General features: G+C 61.5%; 18 protein-coding genes and 1 pseudogene. 9 read left to right on the top strand and 10 right to left on the bottom strand.

Annotated elements, in window-relative coordinates; translation table 11 throughout:
- The first annotated feature begins 150 nt into the window (after window positions 1-150).
- The 3 genes and pseudogenes from PSH80_RS04680 to fecA all read left to right on the top strand — a co-directional run bounded on the left by PSH80_RS04680 (window position 151) and on the right by fecA (window position 4,017).
- Complete coding sequence (locus PSH80_RS04680) at window positions 151-639, top strand: sigma-70 family RNA polymerase sigma factor (RefSeq protein WP_057958345.1); 489 nt, start codon at window positions 151-153, stop codon at window positions 637-639.
- Complete coding sequence (locus PSH80_RS04675) at window positions 636-1,580, top strand: FecR domain-containing protein (protein WP_057958344.1); 945 nt, start codon at window positions 636-638, stop codon at window positions 1,578-1,580. The genes PSH80_RS04680 and PSH80_RS04675 overlap by 4 nt, the downstream gene beginning before the upstream one ends.
- A gap of 90 nt (window positions 1,581-1,670) precedes the next feature.
- Window positions 1,671-4,017, top strand: a pseudogene (gene fecA / locus PSH80_RS04670) (TonB-dependent Fe(3+) dicitrate receptor FecA).
- Between the two features lie 123 nt (window positions 4,018-4,140).
- Here fecA and PSH80_RS04665 read toward each other — a convergent pair.
- The gene (locus PSH80_RS04665; protein ID WP_057437847.1) at window positions 4,141-4,548 is read right to left on the bottom strand and encodes an HPF/RaiA family ribosome-associated protein; all 408 of its coding nucleotides are present in this window, start codon (window positions 4,546-4,548) and stop codon (window positions 4,141-4,143) included.
- A gap of 212 nt (window positions 4,549-4,760) precedes the next feature.
- Window positions 4,761-5,708, bottom strand: coding sequence for a LysR substrate-binding domain-containing protein (locus tag PSH80_RS04660; protein WP_271043958.1), 948 nt, complete (start codon window positions 5,706-5,708; stop codon window positions 4,761-4,763).
- Window positions 5,709-5,846: 138 nt separating this feature from the next.
- On the opposite strand from PSH80_RS04660, the gene PSH80_RS04655 reads away from it, so the two are divergent.
- The 3 genes from PSH80_RS04655 (at window position 5,847) to PSH80_RS04645 (ending at window position 9,160) form a co-directional block, all read left to right on the top strand.
- A complete protein-coding gene (locus tag PSH80_RS04655) occupies window positions 5,847-7,223 on the top strand; it encodes an L-serine ammonia-lyase (RefSeq protein WP_271043959.1) in 1,377 nt (458 codons plus the stop codon).
- Window positions 7,224-7,283: 60 nt separating this feature from the next.
- Complete coding sequence (locus PSH80_RS04650; RefSeq protein WP_186625451.1) at window positions 7,284-8,573, top strand: serine/threonine transporter; 1,290 nt, start codon at window positions 7,284-7,286, stop codon at window positions 8,571-8,573.
- A gap of 269 nt (window positions 8,574-8,842) precedes the next feature.
- On the top strand, window positions 8,843-9,160 hold the full coding sequence (locus PSH80_RS04645; protein WP_057444533.1) for a DUF3509 domain-containing protein: 318 nt from the start codon (window positions 8,843-8,845) through the stop codon (window positions 9,158-9,160).
- 1 nt (window position 9,161) lies between these two features.
- Here PSH80_RS04645 and PSH80_RS04640 read toward each other — a convergent pair whose 3' ends face one another.
- The 3 genes from PSH80_RS04640 to PSH80_RS04630 all read right to left on the bottom strand — a co-directional run bounded on the left by PSH80_RS04640 (window position 9,162) and on the right by PSH80_RS04630 (window position 10,356).
- A complete protein-coding gene (locus PSH80_RS04640) occupies window positions 9,162-9,611 on the bottom strand; it encodes a phosphate-starvation-inducible protein PsiE (protein WP_057958341.1) in 450 nt (149 codons plus the stop codon).
- Window positions 9,612-9,771: 160 nt separating this feature from the next.
- The gene (locus PSH80_RS04635; protein ID WP_081044175.1) at window positions 9,772-9,960 is read right to left on the bottom strand and encodes an antitoxin; all 189 of its coding nucleotides are present in this window, start codon (window positions 9,958-9,960) and stop codon (window positions 9,772-9,774) included.
- A gap of 66 nt (window positions 9,961-10,026) precedes the next feature.
- Window positions 10,027-10,356 (bottom strand): DUF6124 family protein, encoded by a 330-nt coding sequence (locus PSH80_RS04630; RefSeq protein ID WP_164844828.1) that lies wholly within the window; start codon window positions 10,354-10,356, stop codon window positions 10,027-10,029.
- A 429-nt stretch (window positions 10,357-10,785) separates the two neighbouring features.
- On the opposite strand from PSH80_RS04630, the gene PSH80_RS04625 reads away from it, so the two are divergent.
- Window positions 10,786-11,046 (top strand): YebG family protein, encoded by a 261-nt coding sequence (locus PSH80_RS04625; RefSeq protein ID WP_003188807.1) that lies wholly within the window; start codon window positions 10,786-10,788, stop codon window positions 11,044-11,046.
- Window positions 11,047-11,078: 32 nt separating this feature from the next.
- On the opposite strand, the gene PSH80_RS04620 is transcribed toward PSH80_RS04625, so the two are convergent.
- Window positions 11,079-12,119, bottom strand: coding sequence for a Glu/Leu/Phe/Val dehydrogenase dimerization domain-containing protein (locus PSH80_RS04620; RefSeq protein ID WP_057958339.1), 1,041 nt, complete (start codon window positions 12,117-12,119; stop codon window positions 11,079-11,081).
- A gap of 185 nt (window positions 12,120-12,304) precedes the next feature.
- Here PSH80_RS04620 and PSH80_RS04615 point away from each other — a divergent pair, with 185 nt between their 5' ends.
- Complete coding sequence (locus PSH80_RS04615) at window positions 12,305-13,108, top strand: SirB1 family protein (protein WP_057437838.1); 804 nt, start codon at window positions 12,305-12,307, stop codon at window positions 13,106-13,108.
- Between the two features lie 77 nt (window positions 13,109-13,185).
- Here PSH80_RS04615 and PSH80_RS04610 read toward each other — a convergent pair whose 3' ends face one another.
- The 4 genes from PSH80_RS04610 to hmgA form a co-directional block, all read right to left on the bottom strand.
- Entirely contained in the window at window positions 13,186-14,541 is a 1,356-nt protein-coding gene (locus tag PSH80_RS04610; protein ID WP_057437836.1) for an aromatic acid/H+ symport family MFS transporter, read from the bottom strand.
- 67 nt (window positions 14,542-14,608) lie between these two features.
- Window positions 14,609-15,244: a maleylacetoacetate isomerase gene (gene maiA / locus PSH80_RS04605; protein WP_057437834.1), complete on the bottom strand. Its 636-nt coding sequence runs from the start codon at window positions 15,242-15,244 to the stop codon at window positions 14,609-14,611.
- A 12-nt stretch (window positions 15,245-15,256) separates the two neighbouring features.
- Window positions 15,257-16,555, bottom strand: coding sequence for a fumarylacetoacetase (fahA, locus tag PSH80_RS04600; protein WP_120731688.1), 1,299 nt, complete (start codon window positions 16,553-16,555; stop codon window positions 15,257-15,259).
- Window positions 16,556-16,558: 3 nt separating this feature from the next.
- Entirely contained in the window at window positions 16,559-17,842 is a 1,284-nt protein-coding gene (gene hmgA, locus PSH80_RS04595) for a homogentisate 1,2-dioxygenase (RefSeq protein ID WP_200656629.1), read from the bottom strand.
- 119 nt (window positions 17,843-17,961) lie between these two features.
- Here hmgA and PSH80_RS04590 point away from each other — a divergent pair, with 119 nt between their 5' ends.
- Complete coding sequence (locus tag PSH80_RS04590; protein ID WP_057958335.1) at window positions 17,962-18,750, top strand: IclR family transcriptional regulator; 789 nt, start codon at window positions 17,962-17,964, stop codon at window positions 18,748-18,750.
- Window positions 18,751-18,844: the final 94 nt, after the last annotated feature.

Below are 18,844 nucleotides of genomic sequence, written 5' to 3'. Positions count from 1 at the left end.
GAGAACGGATGAAGCCAACACCCACAGGGTCTTGTGGCGACTTTAAAACGGCTATCGGTCCTGTGCTAATTGCCGAATGCCACCTGGCCACTCTACAATGCGAACAATTCTCGTTATCTAAAGCATGCAGATGCTGCCGGAGTGTTCGCGTTGCGGCCGTCCAATACCGTCGAAGTCCTGTATCACGACCATCACCACTGGCTGACCGGCTGGTTGCGACGCAAGCTCGGCTGCCCGCACAGCGCCGCCGACCTGGCCCAGGACACGTTCATCCGGGTGTTAAGCGCCCGCGAAACCCCGACGTTGATCGAGCCCCGCGCCTTCCTCACCACCATCGCCAAGCGCGTGCTGTTCAACCACTACCGCCGCCAGGACCTGGAGCGCGCCTACCTCGACGCCCTGGCGCAAATGCCTGAACTTGCTGCGCCATCGGAAGAAGCGCGGGCGATCATCCTGCAAACCCTGATGGAGCTGGACCAACTGCTCGACGGTTTGCCCGTGCTGGTCAAACGCGCCTTCCTGCTGGCCCAGCTCGATGGCCTGACCTACGCGCAAATCGCTGCCGAACTGGGTATTTCCATCGCCACCGTCAAACGTCATCTGAACAAAGCGGCCATGCGCTGCTATTTCGCCCTATGAACCCCACCACACACTTCTCGACCCAGGTCGCCGAACAGGCGGTGCAGTGGCTGATGCAAATGCAGCAAGGCCCGCTCAACCCGCGCCAACAGGCCAAATGGCAACACTGGCTGGAGGCCCACAGCGAGCATCAACGGGCGTGGGAGCATATTCAGCGGGTCAACCAACGCCTGCGCGGCATGCCCTCGCCCCTGGCCCATGCGGCGTTGAACGCACCGCAATCCAGCAGCCGGCGCCAGGCCCTGAAACTGCTGCTGATCCTCGGCGTCGGCTCGGCGGCTACGTGGGGCTTGCGCCAGCAGCACTTGATCCCGCCGTTGACCGCCGACTATCGCAGCCCCCTCGGCCAGCGCCGCAAGGTACAACTGGCCGACGGCAGCCAGCTGCAACTCAATACTGCCAGTGCGGTGGATGTGCAATTCGATGGCCCACAGCGCCTGATCCGCCTGCTCGAAGGCGAGATATTGCTGCGCACCAGCACCCCGTTGCAGATCATCACCGGCCAGGGCGTCGTCAGCACCCAGGCGGCACAGGTGAATGTGCGTCAGTTCAACGATCACACCCAGGTCGCGGTGCTGGATGGCCAGGTGGAGATTGCACCCAGGTCCTACAGCGGCCTGCCCCTGCCCTTGGAAAAATCCCACCAGGTCAACCTCACCCGCAAAGGTTGGGATACCCCGCGCCTCACCGATGCCAACACGGGTGCCTGGGCCGACGGCATGCTGGTGGCATCGCACATGCGCCTGGCAGATTTCCTCGAGGAACTGAGCCGTTATCGCCGTGGCCAATTGCAGTGTGATCCGCAGGTGGCCAACCTGCTGATCTCCGGCAGCTACCCGCTGGACGACAGCGAGCGCATCCTCGACCTGCTGCAAATCAGCCTGCCGGTCAAAGTGCGGCGGTTTACCCGCTATTGGGTCAGCGTCGAAGCCCGCGCCTGAATTATTTTCGACACCCGTGAGCCGTTTTCCGTACCTCGCGTGACAGAGAGGGAAAGCCACCCTGTTTCCCACCTCTGAGGAACGTTCTTCATGCCCCAGCAACCGACTCGCCTGACGCCACTTGCCCGTACGCTGCGCCACTTGCTGCTGGGCGCCAGCCTCAGTTTCAGCGCCCTGCCTTACGCCCTGGCGGCCGAGGCCAAGCCTTATCACATCGCCCCGGCGTCTCTGGAAGCGGCATTGAATCAATTTGGGCGTGAGGCTGGCGTGCTGATTTCGTTTGGCTCCGAAGTGACTGCCGGCGCGCAAAGCCAGGGCCTGCGGGGCAACTACACCACCGAGCAAGGTTTGAACGCATTGCTCAAGGGCACCGGCCTGCAAGCCCGCGCCGAAGGTGACAATGCCTATAGCCTACAACCCCTGAACGCGCCGGCCCCCCTGGAGCTGGGCACCTCCAATGTGGTGGGCGACTGGCTCGGCGATGCGGCGCAGATCAATGTGTTCGAACACCCCGGCGCCCGTGATGTGATCCGTCGTGAAGAATTCGAGCGCCAGGGCGCAACCCAGGCCCGTGACGTGCTCAACCGTATTCCCGGGGTCAACGCGCCGGAAAACAACGGCACCGGCAGCCACGACATGGCGCTGAACTTCGGCATTCGCGGGCTCAACCCGCGCCTGGCGTCGCGCTCGACGGTATTGATGGACGGCATTCCGGTGCCTTTCGCGCCGTATGGCCAGCCGCAGCTGTCGTTCGCGCCCATCAGCATGGGCAACATGGATGCCGTGGACGTGGTGCGCGGCGGTGGCGCGGTACGCTACGGGCCGCAGAACGTCGGCGGTGTGGTCAACTTCGTGACCCGGGCAATTCCCGATGCACCGACGGTCAAGGGCGGCCTGCAGACCGAGACCAGCCCGTCTTCCAGCCACGATGGCTTCAAGACCACCGGCAACCTGCTGGCCGGCGGCACCGCCGACAATGGCCTGGGCGGCGCGCTGCTGTATTCCGGCACCCGCGGCGGTGACTGGCGTGAACACAGCGACACCCAAATCGACGACCTGATCCTCAAGGGCCACTACCAGCTGGACGAAGCCAACAGCTTCAATGCCATGGCCCAGTACTACGAGGGTCAGGCCGATATGCCCGGTGGCTTGAGCACGGCGGCCTACAAGGCCGACCCGTATCAATCCACCCGGCCCTACGACAAGTTCTGGGGCCGCCGTACGATGTTCAACGTAGGCTATCGCTACCAGGAAGATCGCCGGGAATTCACCGTCAACAGCTTCTTTACCAAGACCTTGCGCAGCGGTTATCTGGACCAGGGCAGCTTCCTTTCGCTGTCGCCGCGCGAATACTGGGTACGCGGCCTGGAAACCCGCCTGGCCCAAGGCTTCGACCTCGGCCCGAGCAGCCACGAGGTGGGCGTGGGCTACCGCTACATCAACGAGGCCGGGCATGAATTGCGCTACCGCACGCCGATCAGCGCCAACCAGCAACTGCCCAACACCGACAGCCGCAACGACCGCGACACCCGGGGGTGGCACCGAAGCCAACGCGTTCTTTATCGACGACCGGATCGATATCGGCAAATGGACCGTGACCCCGGGCATCCGCTACGAGATGATCAAGTCCCAGCAGACCAACAACCTGACCGACGTCAAATACAAGGGTGACTACAACACCGCCCTGCCGGCGTTGAACGTGCTGTATCACCTGACCGACGACTGGAACCTGTACGCCAACACCGAAGGTTCCTTCGGCAGCGTGCAGTACAGCCAGATGCCCAACCGTGTGAGCAGCGGTGCGGTCAAGCCAGAAAAGGCCCGCACCTGGGAAGTCGGCACGCGCTACGACAATGGCGCGCTGCGCGCAGAAATCGGCGCGTTCCTGATCAACTTCGACAACCAGTACGAAAGCAACCAGACCAACGACTCGGTGATCGCCCGGGGCGAAACGCGGCACCAGGGTATCGAGTCCAGCGTCAATTACGCCCTCGACGGCTTGAGCCCGGCGCTGGCTGGCTTTGATGTGTACGCCAGCTACGCCTATGTCGATGCAACCATCCGCGAAGACGGCCCGAACAAAGGCAACCGCGTGCCCTTCTCGTCCAAGCACAAAGGTACCCTGGGCGTGGGCTACACCGAAGGTCAATGGAAGTTGAACCTGGACAGCACCTACCAGAGCAGCCAATTCGCCGATAACGCCAACACCCAGGCCGAAAGCGTGGATGGCAGCAATGGGCGCATCCCCGGCTACATGCTGTTCAGCAGCCGCGCGGCATACGACTTCGGCCCGCAGTTGTCGGATCTGAATGTGGCGGTGGGGGTGAAAAACATCTTCAACACCCAGTACTTCACCCGTTCGTTTGACGATAACAACAAGGGCAAATACGTGGGAGAACCGCGCACCGTGTATGTGCAGACCTCAGTCGCGTTCTGACGGGCCGGCAAAGATCCTGAATACACTGCTGGCCAGCTCCGACATTTGATACCTATCAGCCACAAAAAAAACGGGCCTGCATCTGCAGGCCCGTTTTGTATGGGGTTGAAAAACAGTCAGCAATCAGCTGTTAAGCGCAGCCTGTTCGTTTTCCAGGAATTCCTCTTCAAGCCCGGCTTCATCGACTTGGTTGTTGGGCGTGCGTTTCTCTGCACGCGGCTTGCCTTGCAGTCTGCCGAACAGATGCTCCAGCGCGTTATCCAGTTTGGTGGCCGCACCGTCGATCGCTTGTTCCAGGGTGTCGGCTTTATGGATGACCGAAATCGGTTGATGACCCTTTGGCCGCGCTTCCAGGCGGCAACTCAAATCATGGGGGCCCGGCTTGTCGCCGTTCTCATCCCGCAGGTAGACCTCGACGCGGGTCAGGTCTTCTTCATAACGTTCGAGCGTGCTCTCAATGGTAGTACGTACCCACTCCTCCAGTCGGATGCTGCTTTCAATATGGTTGTCGCTGTTGACTTGGATTTGCATAGTGTTTCCCTTATTTCAGCTAGCTCGCCAGAGATCACAACTGCAACACCGATGCGGTGAAACCATGACCTCTTAACTACACAATTGAGCACCTGAAGGAACAATTCAACCCCTATGCAAAGATAAATCCCACATTACAAATTAAGCCTGACAGCCGCCCAAAGCGCTGTTATCGTCGGGAGTTGGGTATCCCCGCCTACCTGCGTAATTCCTCACAATTGCCCCTCTCCCAAGGGGTGCAATCCGCGAAAAATCCCCGCCTCTTCCACCAGCCAATCATGCACCGCACGCACGCCGGGATGGTTCAGCGCGCCTGGCGCATACAGCAGTACATAGCGCTTGTGATTCGGCACCGCGAGACCGAACGGCACGATCAGGGTGCCGCGCTCCAATTCGTCATTGAGCAGGGTGCGCCGGGCAATCGCCACGCCCATGCCGGCAATTGCCGCTTCGATGGTCAGGTGGTTGCGGTTAAAGGTGTGCCCACGTCGCACGTCGGCGTCGGGATAGCCGATCGCATTCAGGTAAAACTCCCATTCGGCGTATTCATAACTCCCACGCCAGGCAGTGATGTCGTGCAACAGCGGGAAGTGGGCCAGGTCGGCCGGACCGTGCAGCGGCGGCCGCCCGCGCAACAGGCTTGGCGCACACACCGGAAATATCTGCTCGTCGAGCAAGGCTGTGGATAACAAACCGGGATAACTGCCGTCGTTGAGGTCGATGGCCAGGTCAAAGTCGCCTTCGTGCAAGGCAATGCTGCTGTCCTCGGCCACCAACCGTAACTGGATATCCGGGAAACGCTGCTGCAAACGCGGCAAACGCGGCGTCAACCATTTGCCCAGAAAGGACGGAATCGAGCGCAGCCGCAGGGTGCCGCTGATCATCCCCGCATCCAGGCGCTGCAACTCGGCATCAATGCTGCCGTAGGCCTCGCTTACCGTGGTCGCCAGCCGCTGCCCTTCGGCACTCAACTCCACGCCACGCGCCCGGCGATGGAACAGGCGAAAGCCCAGACGCTCCTCCAGTTGGCGAATCTGCTGGCTGACCGCCCCAGGGGTGATGTGCAGTTCTTCGGCGCAACGGGTAAAGGATAAATGCCGTGCAGCGCAGGCAAATACGTGCAACCAGACATAGGTCTGGGCATGCAGGGGGCGAGTCATAGAGTTTAGTCCTGCTAAAGGGTGTCTTAGGATAATTCGTTGGTCAGTGCCGATCTAGAGGCTCAGTATCGCGCCTCTTCCGCTTGTCCTACAAAACATGGCAGCGATTTCCTACTCCATAGCTTGTAAGGCTTTAGCATGGCTATCAGCGTTTTTGATCTATTCAAGGTGGGCATCGGCCCATCCAGCTCCCATACCGTGGGCCCTATGCGGGCTGCGGCAACCTTCGCCCAGTCCCTCACCAACCAACAATTGCTGGAGCACACCCAACGCGTGGAAGTGCGCCTGTACGGCTCGCTGTCTGCCACCGGCGTGGGCCACGCCACCGATCGCGCGTGCGTGATGGGGTTGATGGGCGAATGGCCAGATCGGGTTGACCCCACCTCGATTGGGCCGCGTATCCAGCAGTTGCGCGAATCCTCCAGGTTAATGCTTGCAGGCCAAAAAGAAATTGCCTTCAACTGGCAGCACGATCTCCTGTTGCTGGAAGAAAGCCTGCCCTACCACCCCAACGCCATGTCCCTGCATGCCTACGGGGCAAACGGCCTGTTGAGCGAACAGACCTACTACTCGGTGGGCGGTGGTTTCATCATTGAGGCGGCCGAGGCCGAGTCGGGTATTGCTCCCACCAGCGATGTAGAACTGCCCTACGACTTTTCCAGCGCCGTCGAACTGCTGGCCCTGTGCAACAAGCATGGCCTGCGGGTTTCTGAATTGATGATGGCCAACGAACGCGCCTGGCGTAGCGATGAAGAAATCCGTAGTGGCCTGCTGCATATCTGGTCGGTAATGCGCGAGTGCGTCGAGCAAGGCCTGCGTGATGAAGGCATCTTGCCCGGCGGCCTGGATGTGCCGCGCCGCGCCGCAAAACTGCACCGCAGCCTGCTGGAAATCGGCAAACCGAATGTGATCACCTCGACCTTGTCGGCCATGGAATGGGTCAACCTGTTCGCCCTCGCCGTCAACGAAGAAAACGCCGCCGGTGGGCGCATGGTCACCGCACCGACCAATGGTGCAGCCGGGATCATTCCGGCAGTGCTGCACTACTACATGAAGTTCAATGCCGACGCGTCCGACGATGATGTCGTCAACTTCTTCCTGGCCGCAGCCGCCGTCGGCATCCTGTGCAAGAAAAACGCCTCGATCTCCGGCGCTGAAGTCGGCTGCCAGGGCGAAGTCGGTTCGGCCTGCGCCATGGCCGCTGCGGGCCTGGCGGATATTCTCGGCGCCACCCCCGAGCAACTGGAAAACGCTGCCGAAATCGGCCTGGAGCACAACCTCGGCCTGACCTGCGACCCCGTCGGCGGCCTGGTCCAGGTGCCCTGCATCGAGCGCAACGCCATCGCCGCCGTCAAAGCCATCAACGCCACACAAATGGCCCTGCGTGGCGACGGCAAACACTTCATTTCCCTCGACCGGGTGATCCGCACCATGCGCGATACCGGCGCCGATATGCATGACAAATACAAAGAAACTTCACGGGGCGGCCTGGCGGTCAGCTGGGTGGAGTGCTGAGGAGCACTGCTACCTGCCCCCTACGTGAGCCCGCGCAAAAATAATAATGAGGCAATAACGATGACCGATGTACGTACACCTGCTGCCGAAAATCCCGCTGCTGTCACGCAAACCGTAACGACCGGCTGGAGCAAGCACGACACCACCTGGATGCTGGGCCTCTACGGTACCGCCATCGGTGCTGGCACTCTGTTTCTACCGATCAACGCCGGGGTCGGCGGCTTCTGGCCGCTGATCGTGCTGGCGCTGCTGGCCTTCCCCATGACCTTCTTCGCCCACCGTGGGCTGACGCACTTTGTGCTGTCGGGCAAATCCGGCGACATCACTGACGTGGTGGAAGAACATTTCGGCGTCGGTGCCGGCAAGCTGATCACCCTGCTGTACTTCTTCGCCATCTTCCCGATCCTGCTGGTGTACAGCGTCGCGCTGACCAACACCCTCGGCAGTTTCATGGAACACCAACTGCACATGACTGCGCCGCCACGGGCGATCCTGTCTCTGGTGCTGATCCTCGGCCTGATGGCCATTGTGCGATGCGGCCAGGGCGTGATCGTCAAGGCCATGAGCGTGCTGGTCTACCCGTTCGTCGCCGCCTTGCTGCTGTTGGCCGTGAGCCTGATCCCCAACTGGAACGGCGCGTTCTTCGCCTCCGCCAGTGAGGGCATGCCCCTGCCGGTGTTCTTCAAGACCCTGTGGCTGGCGATTCCGGTGATGGTGTTTTCGTTTAACCATTCGCCGATCATCTCGGCCTTTGCGGTGGACCAGAAACGCGTGTACGGCGCCCAAGCCGAACGCAAGAGCAGCGGCATCCTGGCCACGGCCCACGGCATGATGGTGCTGACGGTGATGTTCTTCTGCTTCAGTTGCGTACTGGCGCTGTCACCGGCTGATCTTGCCGCCGCCAAGGCGCAGAACATTTCGATCCTGTCCTACCTGGCCAACCACTTCCAGACCCCAGTCATCGCCTACGCGGCGCCGTTGATCGCGCTGGTGGCCATCACCAAATCCTTCCTCGGCCACTACATCGGCGCCAGCGAAGGCTTCCAGGGCCTGATCGTCAAAACCCTGCGCGGGCGCAACCGCACCTTGTCGGCGCGCTGGCTGGAACGCTGCACCGCGGTGTTCATGATCCTCAGTTGCTGGGCCGTGGCCACGTTCAACCCAAGCATCCTGGGCATGATCGAAACCCTCGGCGGGCCGATCATCGCGTGCTTGCTGTTCCTGATGCCGATGTACGCAATCCGCCGCGTGCCATCGCTGCGCCAGTATTCGGGCCAGGTGTCGAATGTGTTTGTGGTGTTGGTGGGGCTGATTGCGCTGTCAGCGGTCATTTTCTCGCTGGTGCCCTGAAACAGCTCACTGCACAGATCAACCTGTGGGAACGGGCTTGCCCACGATAGCGCTGCATCAGTCACTGAATGGTTGGCTGATCCACCGCAATCGCGGGCAAGCCCGCTCCCACAGGGGCAGTTCGTCGTCAGAAAGATAGCTGTACGGCACGCCCCTTGCTGTACACCCACTGAAGGAAAACGGAGCTTGCGACCGGTGGTCAGGCAACACGAACCAATCGCCATACCGGTCGTCAATCAGTGCATGTTCTTATCAGGCGGTAACGCACCATGGACAATCCTTTTCAACTGATCACCGACACGTTCGCCCCCCAATACCGGGTCAACCTGAGCATCCAGCGCCTGGACGGCAGCATCATGCTGACCCTCTCCGACGACAGCGGCGTGGTCGCCAAACGCATGATCAGCGCCGAACAGCGCAATGACCCGCAACGCCTCAAACGCCTAGTGCAAAGCGTGCAATTCGGCATTGCCATTGAACAAGGGCACAGCGCCATGGAGATTTTGGCAGTGATGACCGACGGCGACAGTCACAAACTGCTGCAGCGCCCGCCGAGCAACCGACCGCCCATTGCGGCCGGGCTCTGACTCAGGATTCGGACTTTTCCTTGACCGATGGGTAGCGCGACGAAGCAAAACGCACCACCAGGATGGCGAACGCCAACAACAGAATCCCGCCACACAAGTAAATGATGCCCAGGTCCGGGGCATTGTGGTGGGACACGTCGCCGATCAGCAGGCGGGTCAACGCCGTGATCGCCACGTAGAGCAGGAAGCGGATGGGCATGTGGTTGGTCTTGAAGTAGATCCCCACCATGGCGCCCAACTCCAGGTAGATAAACAGCAGCAGGATGTCATCAACGCTGATGCCGCCTTTTTGCAACATGTCGATAAAGGTCATTATTGCCGCATAGGCGGTGATTGCACCGATACCAAAAAGCGCCAGATAGTGAAATGCCTCCACTGCCAGGTTGCCCAGGGAATCTGCACTCGCGTGCAGGCTTTTGCGCACTTTGTCGGCCCACTTCATTTCTGTCATTGCTCACCACCACTGTTTAAAAAATAGCCAACCCGGCCAATACCTGCGTCGTGCCTCACGGCGGATCGGATAATGCCCGTTCGGCGTGACGATAGTTAGGCATGCAGAAAAAAGGCCAGGGATTGCAGAGTGAGATGATGGCGGCTTGATATGAGGCACTTCAATCAATTGAATGTCTTGCGACCCTGGCGTCAATCAGCGCCCGCATTTCTGCCATGACGTGATCATGAGGGACGCCACGGCTTGGATCATCAAGGGCAGCGTTCACCTGGGAACGGAACCAGCGGTCATAACTGGCGGCGGGCTCTTGGGTATCTGCGGGGATATCTGAGGGAAAAGAAGTCTCGATAAAAATTCAAAGCCTATGCCGATTTTGTAGGAGCTGGCTTGCCAGCTCCTGTGTATTGGGATCGGCCTATGCCACCTGCTCTAGCGCGCGGTCAACCAGTAAACCACCCATCTCCACCAACTGGTGAATTGCCAACAGCAAGCTGCGCTGTGAGCCATCAAGATCAAAAGCCAGTGTGCTTGCCATTTCACGGGCGCTATTCAAGGTTTCGCTGGCGTTGACCAGTAAGGTTTGCGTGTCAGCCCGAGGCGTTACGCTGAAAAGCGTCGCGGGGGGCTCCGGAGCAGGTTGAAGCGATTCAGACCGCAAGTAGTGATCAATGGCCCGATTGGCAGCCGCTTGCAGCCGAGCGTCATTGCGTGAGTTGTCTGGGGGGTTGGGGGAGTTCTTTTTCATGGCGTATCTCTTCTTGATCGAATGGAGATCCACCGCCGTCTGCCGCCAAGCAGATTGGGTGACGGATTGCACAAGGTTGGCGGACCGGTAAGAAGAAACCCAGCACCCCGAAGGGTCCCTGCGCAACCCGCCATGACATAGGAAAGCAGGCGTTAAAACGCCAGCAATCTTGTTGGGGGTCGTTGCGCTATCTTCTACCGGGCCGCCAAGCCCACTCGCTGCATACGCAGCGCCCGAGGAAGGTAAGCCACCGGACAAATCCAGCGCAACCCCGGCAAGTTGTCAGAAATTTCCGTTGTAGCAAACCCCCATTTCCCAACTACATTAAAAAGCTGCTACCCAAACCCCATGGATTGGCTTATCCTTTTAGCTGTATATAAATACAGTAGTCGCAATAGACAACTATCGTGAAGGCATGTGAGGTGGTGAATGGCCGTCGAAGTGGTATACCGCAGCAGCCGAGATCTGGAGCGTTTGTTCATGGATAAAGCCGAAGCTGACCGTCATGACAAGATGCTTGAACTCGCTGAGTTGCTCGCAGAAGTGTTGCAAAAAGCCGTGCCGTCCCTGAGCGAGCAGCAGGTGGAGGAAGCCGGGATCTACATGGCGAAGAATCGCGATGTGTTTGCCAAGGCGTTCAAGAGCCAGCCGGATGCGTTGTCCGAGTTGCTGAACCCGGCGGCGGAATAAAGCCCGAATTGAACAGGCCCTGAATCATTGATTCAGGGCCTTTTTAATAAGGGCTCGGCGTACAGCAGCCGTTCGGCCAGCTCATCGGCCACTCGGGCAGGTGAGCGTTTTTCGGCCTGGGCGTGGCCGAAGATTTCGGTCAGGCGGGTGCCGATGTTGGACAGGTGCGCGGTGATGGTCGCCAGGTCCGCGCCGTTGTGCTTGAGGGCGACATAGATCAGGCCGCCGGAGTTGATCACGTAGTCCGGTGCGTAGAGGATCCCACGCGCCTCCAATTGGTCGGCCACTTGCAGGTGGGTCAGTTGCGCGCTGGCGGAGCCGGCCACGGCGGCGCAGCGCAGTTGGGCGACGCTCTGGCGGTTGAGGACGGCGCCCAGGCCGCACGGCGCGAGAATGTCGCAGGGGGTGCTGAGCAAGGCTTCGTTGGCAATCGGGTGCGCGCCCAGTTGCTCCATGGCCAGTTGCACTTTGCCAGGGTCGATATCGCTCACCAGCAATTCGGCGCCAGCGGCGTGCAGTTGTTCGGCCAGGGCGTAGCCGACGTTGCCCAGGCCCTGGATTGCCACACGCAGGCCTTCCAGGTTGTCGCTGCCCAGGCGGGCCATGGCGGCGGTGCGGATGCCGGCGAATACGCCCATGGCCGCATGGGGTGACGGGTCGCCGGCGGCGGTGGTGCTGGTGACAAAGCGCGTGTGCTGGGCGATGCAGTCCATGTCGGCCACAGAGGTGCCGCTGTCGATGGCGGTGATATAGCGGCCATCGAGCTGCTCGATACACCGGCCGAAAGCTTCGAACAGCGCGGCGCGGCTTTCCACATGGGCCGGGCGGATGATCACCGCGTTGCCACCGCCCACCGGCAGACCGGCCAGCGCGGCCTTGTAACTCATGCCTTGGGCCAGGCGCGCGGCATCGGCCACGGCGCTTTCATCGTCGGGGTAGGCCAGGTAGCGACAGCCACCCAGGGCCGGCCCCAAGCGACTGCTGTGGATGGCAATGACCGCCTTCAACCCGGTCACCGGGTCAACGCTCAGGTGCAGGGATTCAAGGCGGGTGCTGTGCATGAGAGCAAACATCGTCAAGCTCCCGAATCACTTCTTGTAGTCGCCAAGTATAGGCTGCCGGGAAAAGGTTGCCGGAGCGTGCAGGAATAAGCAGCCCGCAATTACAGGCTTTGCGACATATCCAGGTAGGCCGGTTCTCAAGAAGCTGGACGAAAGTTCTTGGCAAGGCTAAAACGGGACATCCGACGGAGAATGCAATGAATCCCCGCCAAGCCTTTTTCGAATGCCTGCACCGCTCGCCTCCGGCGCTGTTTGAAGCCGCGTTATGGATCGCTGCCGAGCACGACCCTGCCGTGGACCCGCAGGCGATCCTGGCTGACTTCACGGTGCTGCAACAGCAAGTCAGCCTCGGCATGCCGCTGCTGCCGGCCGATGAGCTGGGCCAGCCGTTGCTGCGGATAATGAATGACCTGGGGTTCGCCCAGGATGACTTCACCCCCTTGCGCCCCGCCGCCGCCCTGTTGGACAAGGTGTTGCAGCGCCGCCGCGGACAACCCCTGGCCCTGGGCCTGATCGCCCTGGAGTTGGCGCGGCGCCTGGAGATCCCTATGGTGGGGGTCAATTTTCCGGGGCACTTCCTGCTGCGGGTAAGCGGTGCCGATCATTTGCTCGACCCCTGCGGCGGGCGGCGGCTGTACCCCAACGACTGCCGCGAACTGCTGCAACGCCAGTACGGCCCCAATCTCAAGCTGCAAGCCGAACACCTGCGCAGCGCCGAGCCGCGACTGATCCTGCAGCGGCTGTCGCGCAACCTGCGGCAACTGCACCTGACCAATGACCATCACCTCGCGGCGCTGATCGACGCCGAGCGCGTGCTGGAGCTGGGCGACGCCAGCGCCGCCGACTATCTGGCGCGGGCCAGTCTGTACAAGCACCTGGATTGCCCGAATGCCGAGCGCTTCGATCTTGAGCATGCGCTGTTGCTCAGTGAAGACCCGGTGCAGCGGCTGCGCCTGACGGAGCGGCTGGGGCATTTGCCGCCTGGGGCGGTGGTGCATTGACGGAGACCTTGAACCGCGCCGCCCCCATCGCAGCCTCGCTGGGGCTCGACAGCTCCCACAAATAAGGGGGTTGCCCCTCAGGATTCAAGCGGGTGCTGAAGGATCTCAACCGGCGCCTTGGCCTCGGGCGAGCGCACCTGAATGATCAACAATGCGGCGATCACCGCCGGAATCGCGCAGAAGAAGAAAATCTGCTGCACCGGCACGTGCATCGCCAGCAACATGCTGCCAAACAACGGCCCCAGGATCGAACCAAACCGCCCGACACCCAGTGCCCAGCCGGTGCCCGTGGCACGTACATGGGCCGGGTAGAAGTTGCTGGCAAATGCATTGAGGGTCAACTGGCCGCCGATGATGCAAAAGCCCGCCGCAAACACAAACGCCACCAGGTAACGCGGGTTGTCATGGTTGAGCCCCAACAGAATCGTGCACACCGCCGCTGCCGCCAATACACCGGAAAGCAGGCGCACTTTGCTTTTCAGGCGGTCGGCAAACCAGGCCATGCCAATCGCGCCCAGGGTGCCGGCGAACAGGAACATCGAGGTCACCAGGTTGGCTTTGTTCAAGGCCATGCCACTTTCCAGCAGCAGTGACGGCAACCAACTGATCATGAAATACAGCAGGATCAGGCTGACAAAAAAGGTCGACCAGATCAGCAGCGTCGGCCGTGCATAGCCATTACGAAACAACTCCACGACAGTCAGCTTGCTGCCCTGCTCCTGGCGATTCTGTTCTTCGCTGGCCGCCGGTGCCTGCCAACCGGGCAGCATGCGCGCCGTGACTTTCTGCAGGCGCGTATAGGGCGGTGCATCGCGCAACAAACGCGGCAAGGATTCAGGCAGCAGCCATACCAGAAAGGGAAACAGCAGCAACGGCGTCACGCCACCGGCAAGGAACACCGCCTGCCAGCCAAAGCTGTCGATAAACCCCGCCGCGACAAAACCGCCTGCTGCCCCGCCGAACGAGAACCCGCAGGCCGCCAGCGTCACCATCAACGTGCGCATACGCGGTGGCGAATATTCCGACATCAAGGCCATGGCGCTGGGCATCGCGCCGCCCATGCCAATGCCGCAGATAAAGCGCGCGGCCATCAGGGTATTCAGGGAGTTGGCGAATACCATCAGCACCGTGAGGCTGGCGTAGATCAGTACGCAGGCGAGCAGGATGCGGCGCACGCCGAAACGGTCGGCCAGGGGCGTCACAGCCAGGGAGCCCAAGGTCAGCCCCAGCAGGTTGGCACTGAACACCGGGCCGAAGGCGGCCTTTTCCAGGCCCCAGTCCTGGGCCAGGGCCGGGACCACGTAGCCCAACACTTGAGCGTCATAGCCATCGGTGACCAGCAACAACGCTAACAACAGGAGAATCAACCACTGGTAGCGCGACACCGGACGGGCGTCGAGTGCCGCGCGAAAGCTGGCAATCTGATTGTGCATCGCAAGGACCTTTTTATTTTTATGGGGCATCACTTGTGGGAGCTGGCAAGCCAGCTCCCACATGGATCTAGGGGGTGTCAGGTTGGTTGGAGGGGTGGGCCTGGATGAAGGCGGGGTGTTTGGCTGCCAATGCGGCGACACGCAGGATTCGCGGGTAACCCTCCAGCGCCACCTTGAAGCGCTCTGCCGCATACAACTGCGGGATCAGAAACGCATCCGCCAGCCCTGGCTGGTCACCGAAGCAATAGCCCTGGTCACCGATCAATTGCTCCACGGCGCCCAGGCCCTGGCTGATCCAGTGCCCGATCCACTCCAGCAATTGCGCCTCGTCATGCCCCCACTGACGCAGCAGGTTCTGAGTGCTGGAGTTGTGCAGCGGGTGGATGTCACAACCGATGATCGACGCCACTGCACGCTGATGGGCGCGGGCCGCCAGGTCCTTGGCGAGCAGCGGTACCTGTGGATAACGTTCGTCCAGGTATTCGATGATCGCCAGCGACTGGATCAACAGTTCGCCCTCGTCGGTACGCAACGCCGGGACACGGCCCTGGGGGTTGATCGCCAGGTACTCGGGCTGGCGGTTGGCGCCGCCCTTGGGCACCAGCAGGTTGACCGGCAGCGCGGTAAAGTCCAGGCCCTTGAGCGCCAGGGCGATGCGCACCCGATAAGACGCCGTGGAACGATAGTAGGTATAGAGCTCCATCCCCTCGCCCCCTTAGCGCGCGGCGACCACAGTGCCACGGCATTCGCCGAAACCAATGGAGGCAAACCCCTCACGCTGGCAGCGGGCGCGCAGGATGATTTCATCGCCGTCTTCAAGGAACTTGCGCACTTCGCCGGAGGCCAGTTCGATCGGCTTTTTGCCGCCTTCGGTGATTTCCAGCAGGCTGCCGAACTGACCGGCCTCGGGGCCCGACAGGGTGCCCGAACCAAACAGGTCGCCGGCCTGCAGTTGGCAGCCGTTGACGCTGTGGTGCGCGACCATTTGCGCCACGGTCCAGTACATGTGCTGGGTGTTGCTCAGGGTCAGGCGATGGGGCGCCAGGTTCTGCTCGCGCATCGCGGCGGTGGTCAGCAGCACTTCCAGTTCGATATCAAAGCCGCCAGCGGCCTGATCACGGGGGTCCAGCAGGTACGGCAGCGGTTGTGGATCGCCGGCCGGGCGTGCGGGCTGGGCCTTGCGGAACGGTTCCAGGGCTTCGGCCGTGACCACCCAGGGCGAGATGCTGGTGATAAAGCTTTTCGACAGGAACGGCCCCAGTGGCTGGTATTCCCAGGCCTGGATATCGCGGGCCGACCAGTCGTTGAGCAGGCAGAAGCCAGCGATATGCTCGGCGGCATCGCCAATGGCAATCGAGTCGCCCATGGCATTGCCCTGGCCGATCCAGATGCCCAGTTCCAGCTCGTAGTCCAGGCGTGCGCACGGGCCGAAGGTCGGTTCGGTCTGGCCGGCTGGCAGGGTCTGGCCCTTGGGCCGGCGCACCTCGGTGCCGGAGGTACGGATGGTCGAGGCGCGGCCGTGATAACCAATCGGCACGTACTTGTAGTTGGGCAGCAAGGGGTTGTCCGGGCGGAACAGTTTGCCGACGTTCTGCGCGTGTTCGATGCCGACGTAGAAGTCGGTGTAATCGTTGATTTTCGCCGGCAGGTGCATCTGGCAATCGGCGGCCAGTGGCAACACCTGGGCGCCCAGGGCTTGCAGCTGGGCTTGCTGGCTGCTGCCCTCGGCGAGCAGTTCCAGCAGGCGTTCGCGCAGTGCCACCCGTGGGCCGCGGCCCAGTTCGAAGAAGGCGTTCAGTTGGCCGTCCGCCATAGCGTCGATGGCGCGGCGCGCTTCACCGTCAAACAGGTCACGGGCCGCTTGCAGATCAAAAATGTGCTCGCCGATCGCCACGCCACTGCGCGGTGCCGAACCGTTGATGCTAAAGATGCCAAGGGGCAGGTTCTGCAGGGGGAAATCCGTGTGACCGTTGGCCGAGGCCACCCAACTGCGGGTGAGAGTGGACTGCGTCATGGCTTATCTCCGATTCGGGTTGAAGGTTGCCGGCAGCGTGGCCCAGCAAGCGTCGTAAGTGTTTTGCAATTGCGGGCAATCCAGGGCGAAGCGGGTCGGGCGCAGCACCTGGCTGGTCTCGAACATAAAGGCCATGGTGTTATCAATTTTGTGCGGCGCCAGATCGACGGCGATGGCCTTGGTGCAGGTCTCGCCATCCGGACCGTGGGCGCTCATGCAACTGTGCAGCGACGCGCCGCCAGGCAGGAAACCTTCGGCCTTGGCGTCATAGGCACCCTGGATCAGGCCCATGTATTCGTTCATCAGGTTGCGGTGGAACCAGGGTGGACGGAAGGTGTTCTCGGCCACCATCCAGCGCGGCGGGAAGATCACGAAGTCGAGGTTGGCCAGGCCGTGAACGCTGGTGGGCGAGGTCAACACAGTAAAGATCGACGGGTCCGGGTGATCGAAGCTCACCGTGCCGATGGTGTTGAAGCGGCGCAGGTCATATTTGTACGGCACGTTATTGCCATGCCAGGCCACCACGTTCAGCGGCGAGTGGTCGAGGGTGCAGCCCCACAGCTCGCCGAGGAACTTCTGCACCAGAGGCGTGGGTTGCGAAAGATGTTCGTAGTGGGCGACCGGGGTCAGGAAGTCCCGGGGGTTGGCCAGGCCATTGCTGCCAATCGGCCCCAGGTCCGGCAGGCGCAGCGGCGCGCCGTGGTTTTCGGCGACGTAGCCGCGAGCCTGGGCATCCAGCAGCTCGATGCGAAATTTCAGGCCCCGTGGCAACACGACGATTTCCAGCGGCTCGACCTCCAGCCCCCCCAGTTCGGTGGCGATGCGCAGGCGGCCTTGCTCAGGGACGATCAACAGTTCGCCGTCGGCATTAAAGAACACCCGCTCCATGGAGCAGTTGGCACGGTAGTGATAGATGCTGATGCCGGAGGGCTTCTCGGCGCCGGCGTTGGCCACCATGCCGACCAGGCCGTCGATAAAGTCGGTGGGTTCTGCAGGTATATCCAGCGGGTTCCAGCGCAGGCGGTTGGGCGTGACCTCGCCCAGCGGGCCGCCGGCCAGTTGCCGGTCCAGCTTGATGAATGCCGGGTGATTGGCCGACGGCTGGATGCGATACATCCAGGTGCGCCGGGCTTCGCTGCGCACCATGGTGAACGCGGTGCCGGAGAACAGTTCGGTGTACAGCCCGTAGGGCGCTTTTTGCGGGGAGTTCTGGCCGACCGGCAGTGCACCTGGCAAGGCTTCGCTGGCGAATTCATTGCCAAAGCCCGATTGATAATCGAGGGTCATGGATCGTCCTCAGTAAGGAAGTTGTTTTTATCGTAATCCAGTTACGCATAACGTAATTTGCTCCGTATCGACCGTCAAGCTATAAAGACCGCCATTCGTCTTTCGGACACACGCTCTCCATGGAAAAGCCGCCCGCCCCCCGCGACACCGGTAAACAGAAAGTCCGCTCGGCCGAGGTCGGCACCGACATCCTCAAGGCCCTGGCCGAACTGTCGCCGGCCACATCCCTGTCGCGTCTGGCCGAGCACGTGCAGATGCCGGCCAGTAAGGTCCACCGCTACTTGCAGGCCCTGATTGCCTCGGGGTTTGCCGAACAGAACGCGGCCACCAACCATTACGGCCTGGGCCGCGAGGCCTTGCGCGTGGGGCTGGCGGCGCTGGGCAGCATGGACGTACTGAAAGTCGCCACCCTGCCCCTGGCGCAGCTGCGCGACGAGTTGAATGAAACCTGCTTTCTCGCGGTATGGGGCAACCACGGCGCGACCGTGGTGCATATCGAACCGGCGGTGCGTGCGGTCACGGTGGTGACGCAATTGGGCTCGGTGCTGCCGCTGCTCAGTTCCTCGACGGGCCTGGTGTTCAGCGCGTTTTTGCCTGAGCGCGAAACCGTTGACCTGCGCGCGCAGGAGATCCAGGCCGGCATCGCCCATGCGCTGGCGGACGACCAGGCGTATGTGCAGGCCTGTGAACAGATTCGCCAGCGTGGCCTGCACTTTGTGCATGGTTTGCTGATGCCGGGGGTCGATGCGCTGTCGGCGCCGGTATTCAATGCGCTGGGGCAGGTGGTGGCGGTGATGACGGTGGTGGGGCCGACCTCGTTGTTCCATGCCGATGAAGATGGACCGGCGGCCCGGCAATTGCTGGCAGCGAGCCAGGCGGTGAGTTGGCGGATGGGTTATCAACCCTGATCCACCAATCCTGAATGCACACAGGCTAATGTGGGAGCTGGCTTGCCTGCGATGGCGGTGGGTCAGTTGATACATTCTGCGACTGATACACCGC

This window comes from Pseudomonas sp. FP818 (assembly GCF_030687335.1).
In the GTDB taxonomy this organism is placed as follows: domain Bacteria; phylum Pseudomonadota; class Gammaproteobacteria; order Pseudomonadales; family Pseudomonadaceae; genus Aquipseudomonas; species Aquipseudomonas shahriarae.
This window is presented reverse-complemented; position numbering and strand designations above follow the sequence as displayed.

Excerpts from the sequence above, each read along its gene's own strand:
- PSH80_RS04675 (WP_057958344.1), top strand. The coding sequence starts at position 636 with ATGAACCCCACCACACACTTCTCGACCCAGGTCGCCGAACAGGCGGTG.
- PSH80_RS04665 (WP_057437847.1), bottom strand. The coding sequence starts at position 4,548 with ATGCAAATCCAAGTCAACAGCGACAACCATATTGAAAGCAGCATCCGA.
- PSH80_RS04660 (WP_271043958.1), bottom strand. The coding sequence starts at position 5,708 with ATGACTCGCCCCCTGCATGCCCAGACCTATGTCTGGTTGCACGTATTT.
- PSH80_RS04655 (WP_271043959.1), top strand. The coding sequence starts at position 5,847 with ATGGCTATCAGCGTTTTTGATCTATTCAAGGTGGGCATCGGCCCATCC.
- PSH80_RS04650 (WP_186625451.1), top strand. The coding sequence starts at position 7,284 with ATGACCGATGTACGTACACCTGCTGCCGAAAATCCCGCTGCTGTCACG.
- PSH80_RS04645 (WP_057444533.1), top strand. The coding sequence starts at position 8,843 with ATGGACAATCCTTTTCAACTGATCACCGACACGTTCGCCCCCCAATAC.
- PSH80_RS04640 (WP_057958341.1), bottom strand. The coding sequence starts at position 9,611 with ATGACAGAAATGAAGTGGGCCGACAAAGTGCGCAAAAGCCTGCACGCG.
- PSH80_RS04630 (WP_164844828.1), bottom strand. The coding sequence starts at position 10,356 with ATGAAAAAGAACTCCCCCAACCCCCCAGACAACTCACGCAATGACGCT.
- PSH80_RS04625 (WP_003188807.1), top strand. The coding sequence starts at position 10,786 with ATGGCCGTCGAAGTGGTATACCGCAGCAGCCGAGATCTGGAGCGTTTG.
- PSH80_RS04620 (WP_057958339.1), bottom strand. The coding sequence starts at position 12,119 with ATGTTTGCTCTCATGCACAGCACCCGCCTTGAATCCCTGCACCTGAGC.
- PSH80_RS04615 (WP_057437838.1), top strand. The coding sequence starts at position 12,305 with ATGAATCCCCGCCAAGCCTTTTTCGAATGCCTGCACCGCTCGCCTCCG.
- PSH80_RS04610 (WP_057437836.1), bottom strand. The coding sequence starts at position 14,541 with ATGCACAATCAGATTGCCAGCTTTCGCGCGGCACTCGACGCCCGTCCG.
- maiA (WP_057437834.1), bottom strand. The coding sequence starts at position 15,244 with ATGGAGCTCTATACCTACTATCGTTCCACGGCGTCTTATCGGGTGCGC.
- fahA (WP_120731688.1), bottom strand. The coding sequence starts at position 16,555 with ATGACGCAGTCCACTCTCACCCGCAGTTGGGTGGCCTCGGCCAACGGT.
- hmgA (WP_200656629.1), bottom strand. The coding sequence starts at position 17,842 with ATGACCCTCGATTATCAATCGGGCTTTGGCAATGAATTCGCCAGCGAA.
- PSH80_RS04590 (WP_057958335.1), top strand. The coding sequence starts at position 17,962 with ATGGAAAAGCCGCCCGCCCCCCGCGACACCGGTAAACAGAAAGTCCGC.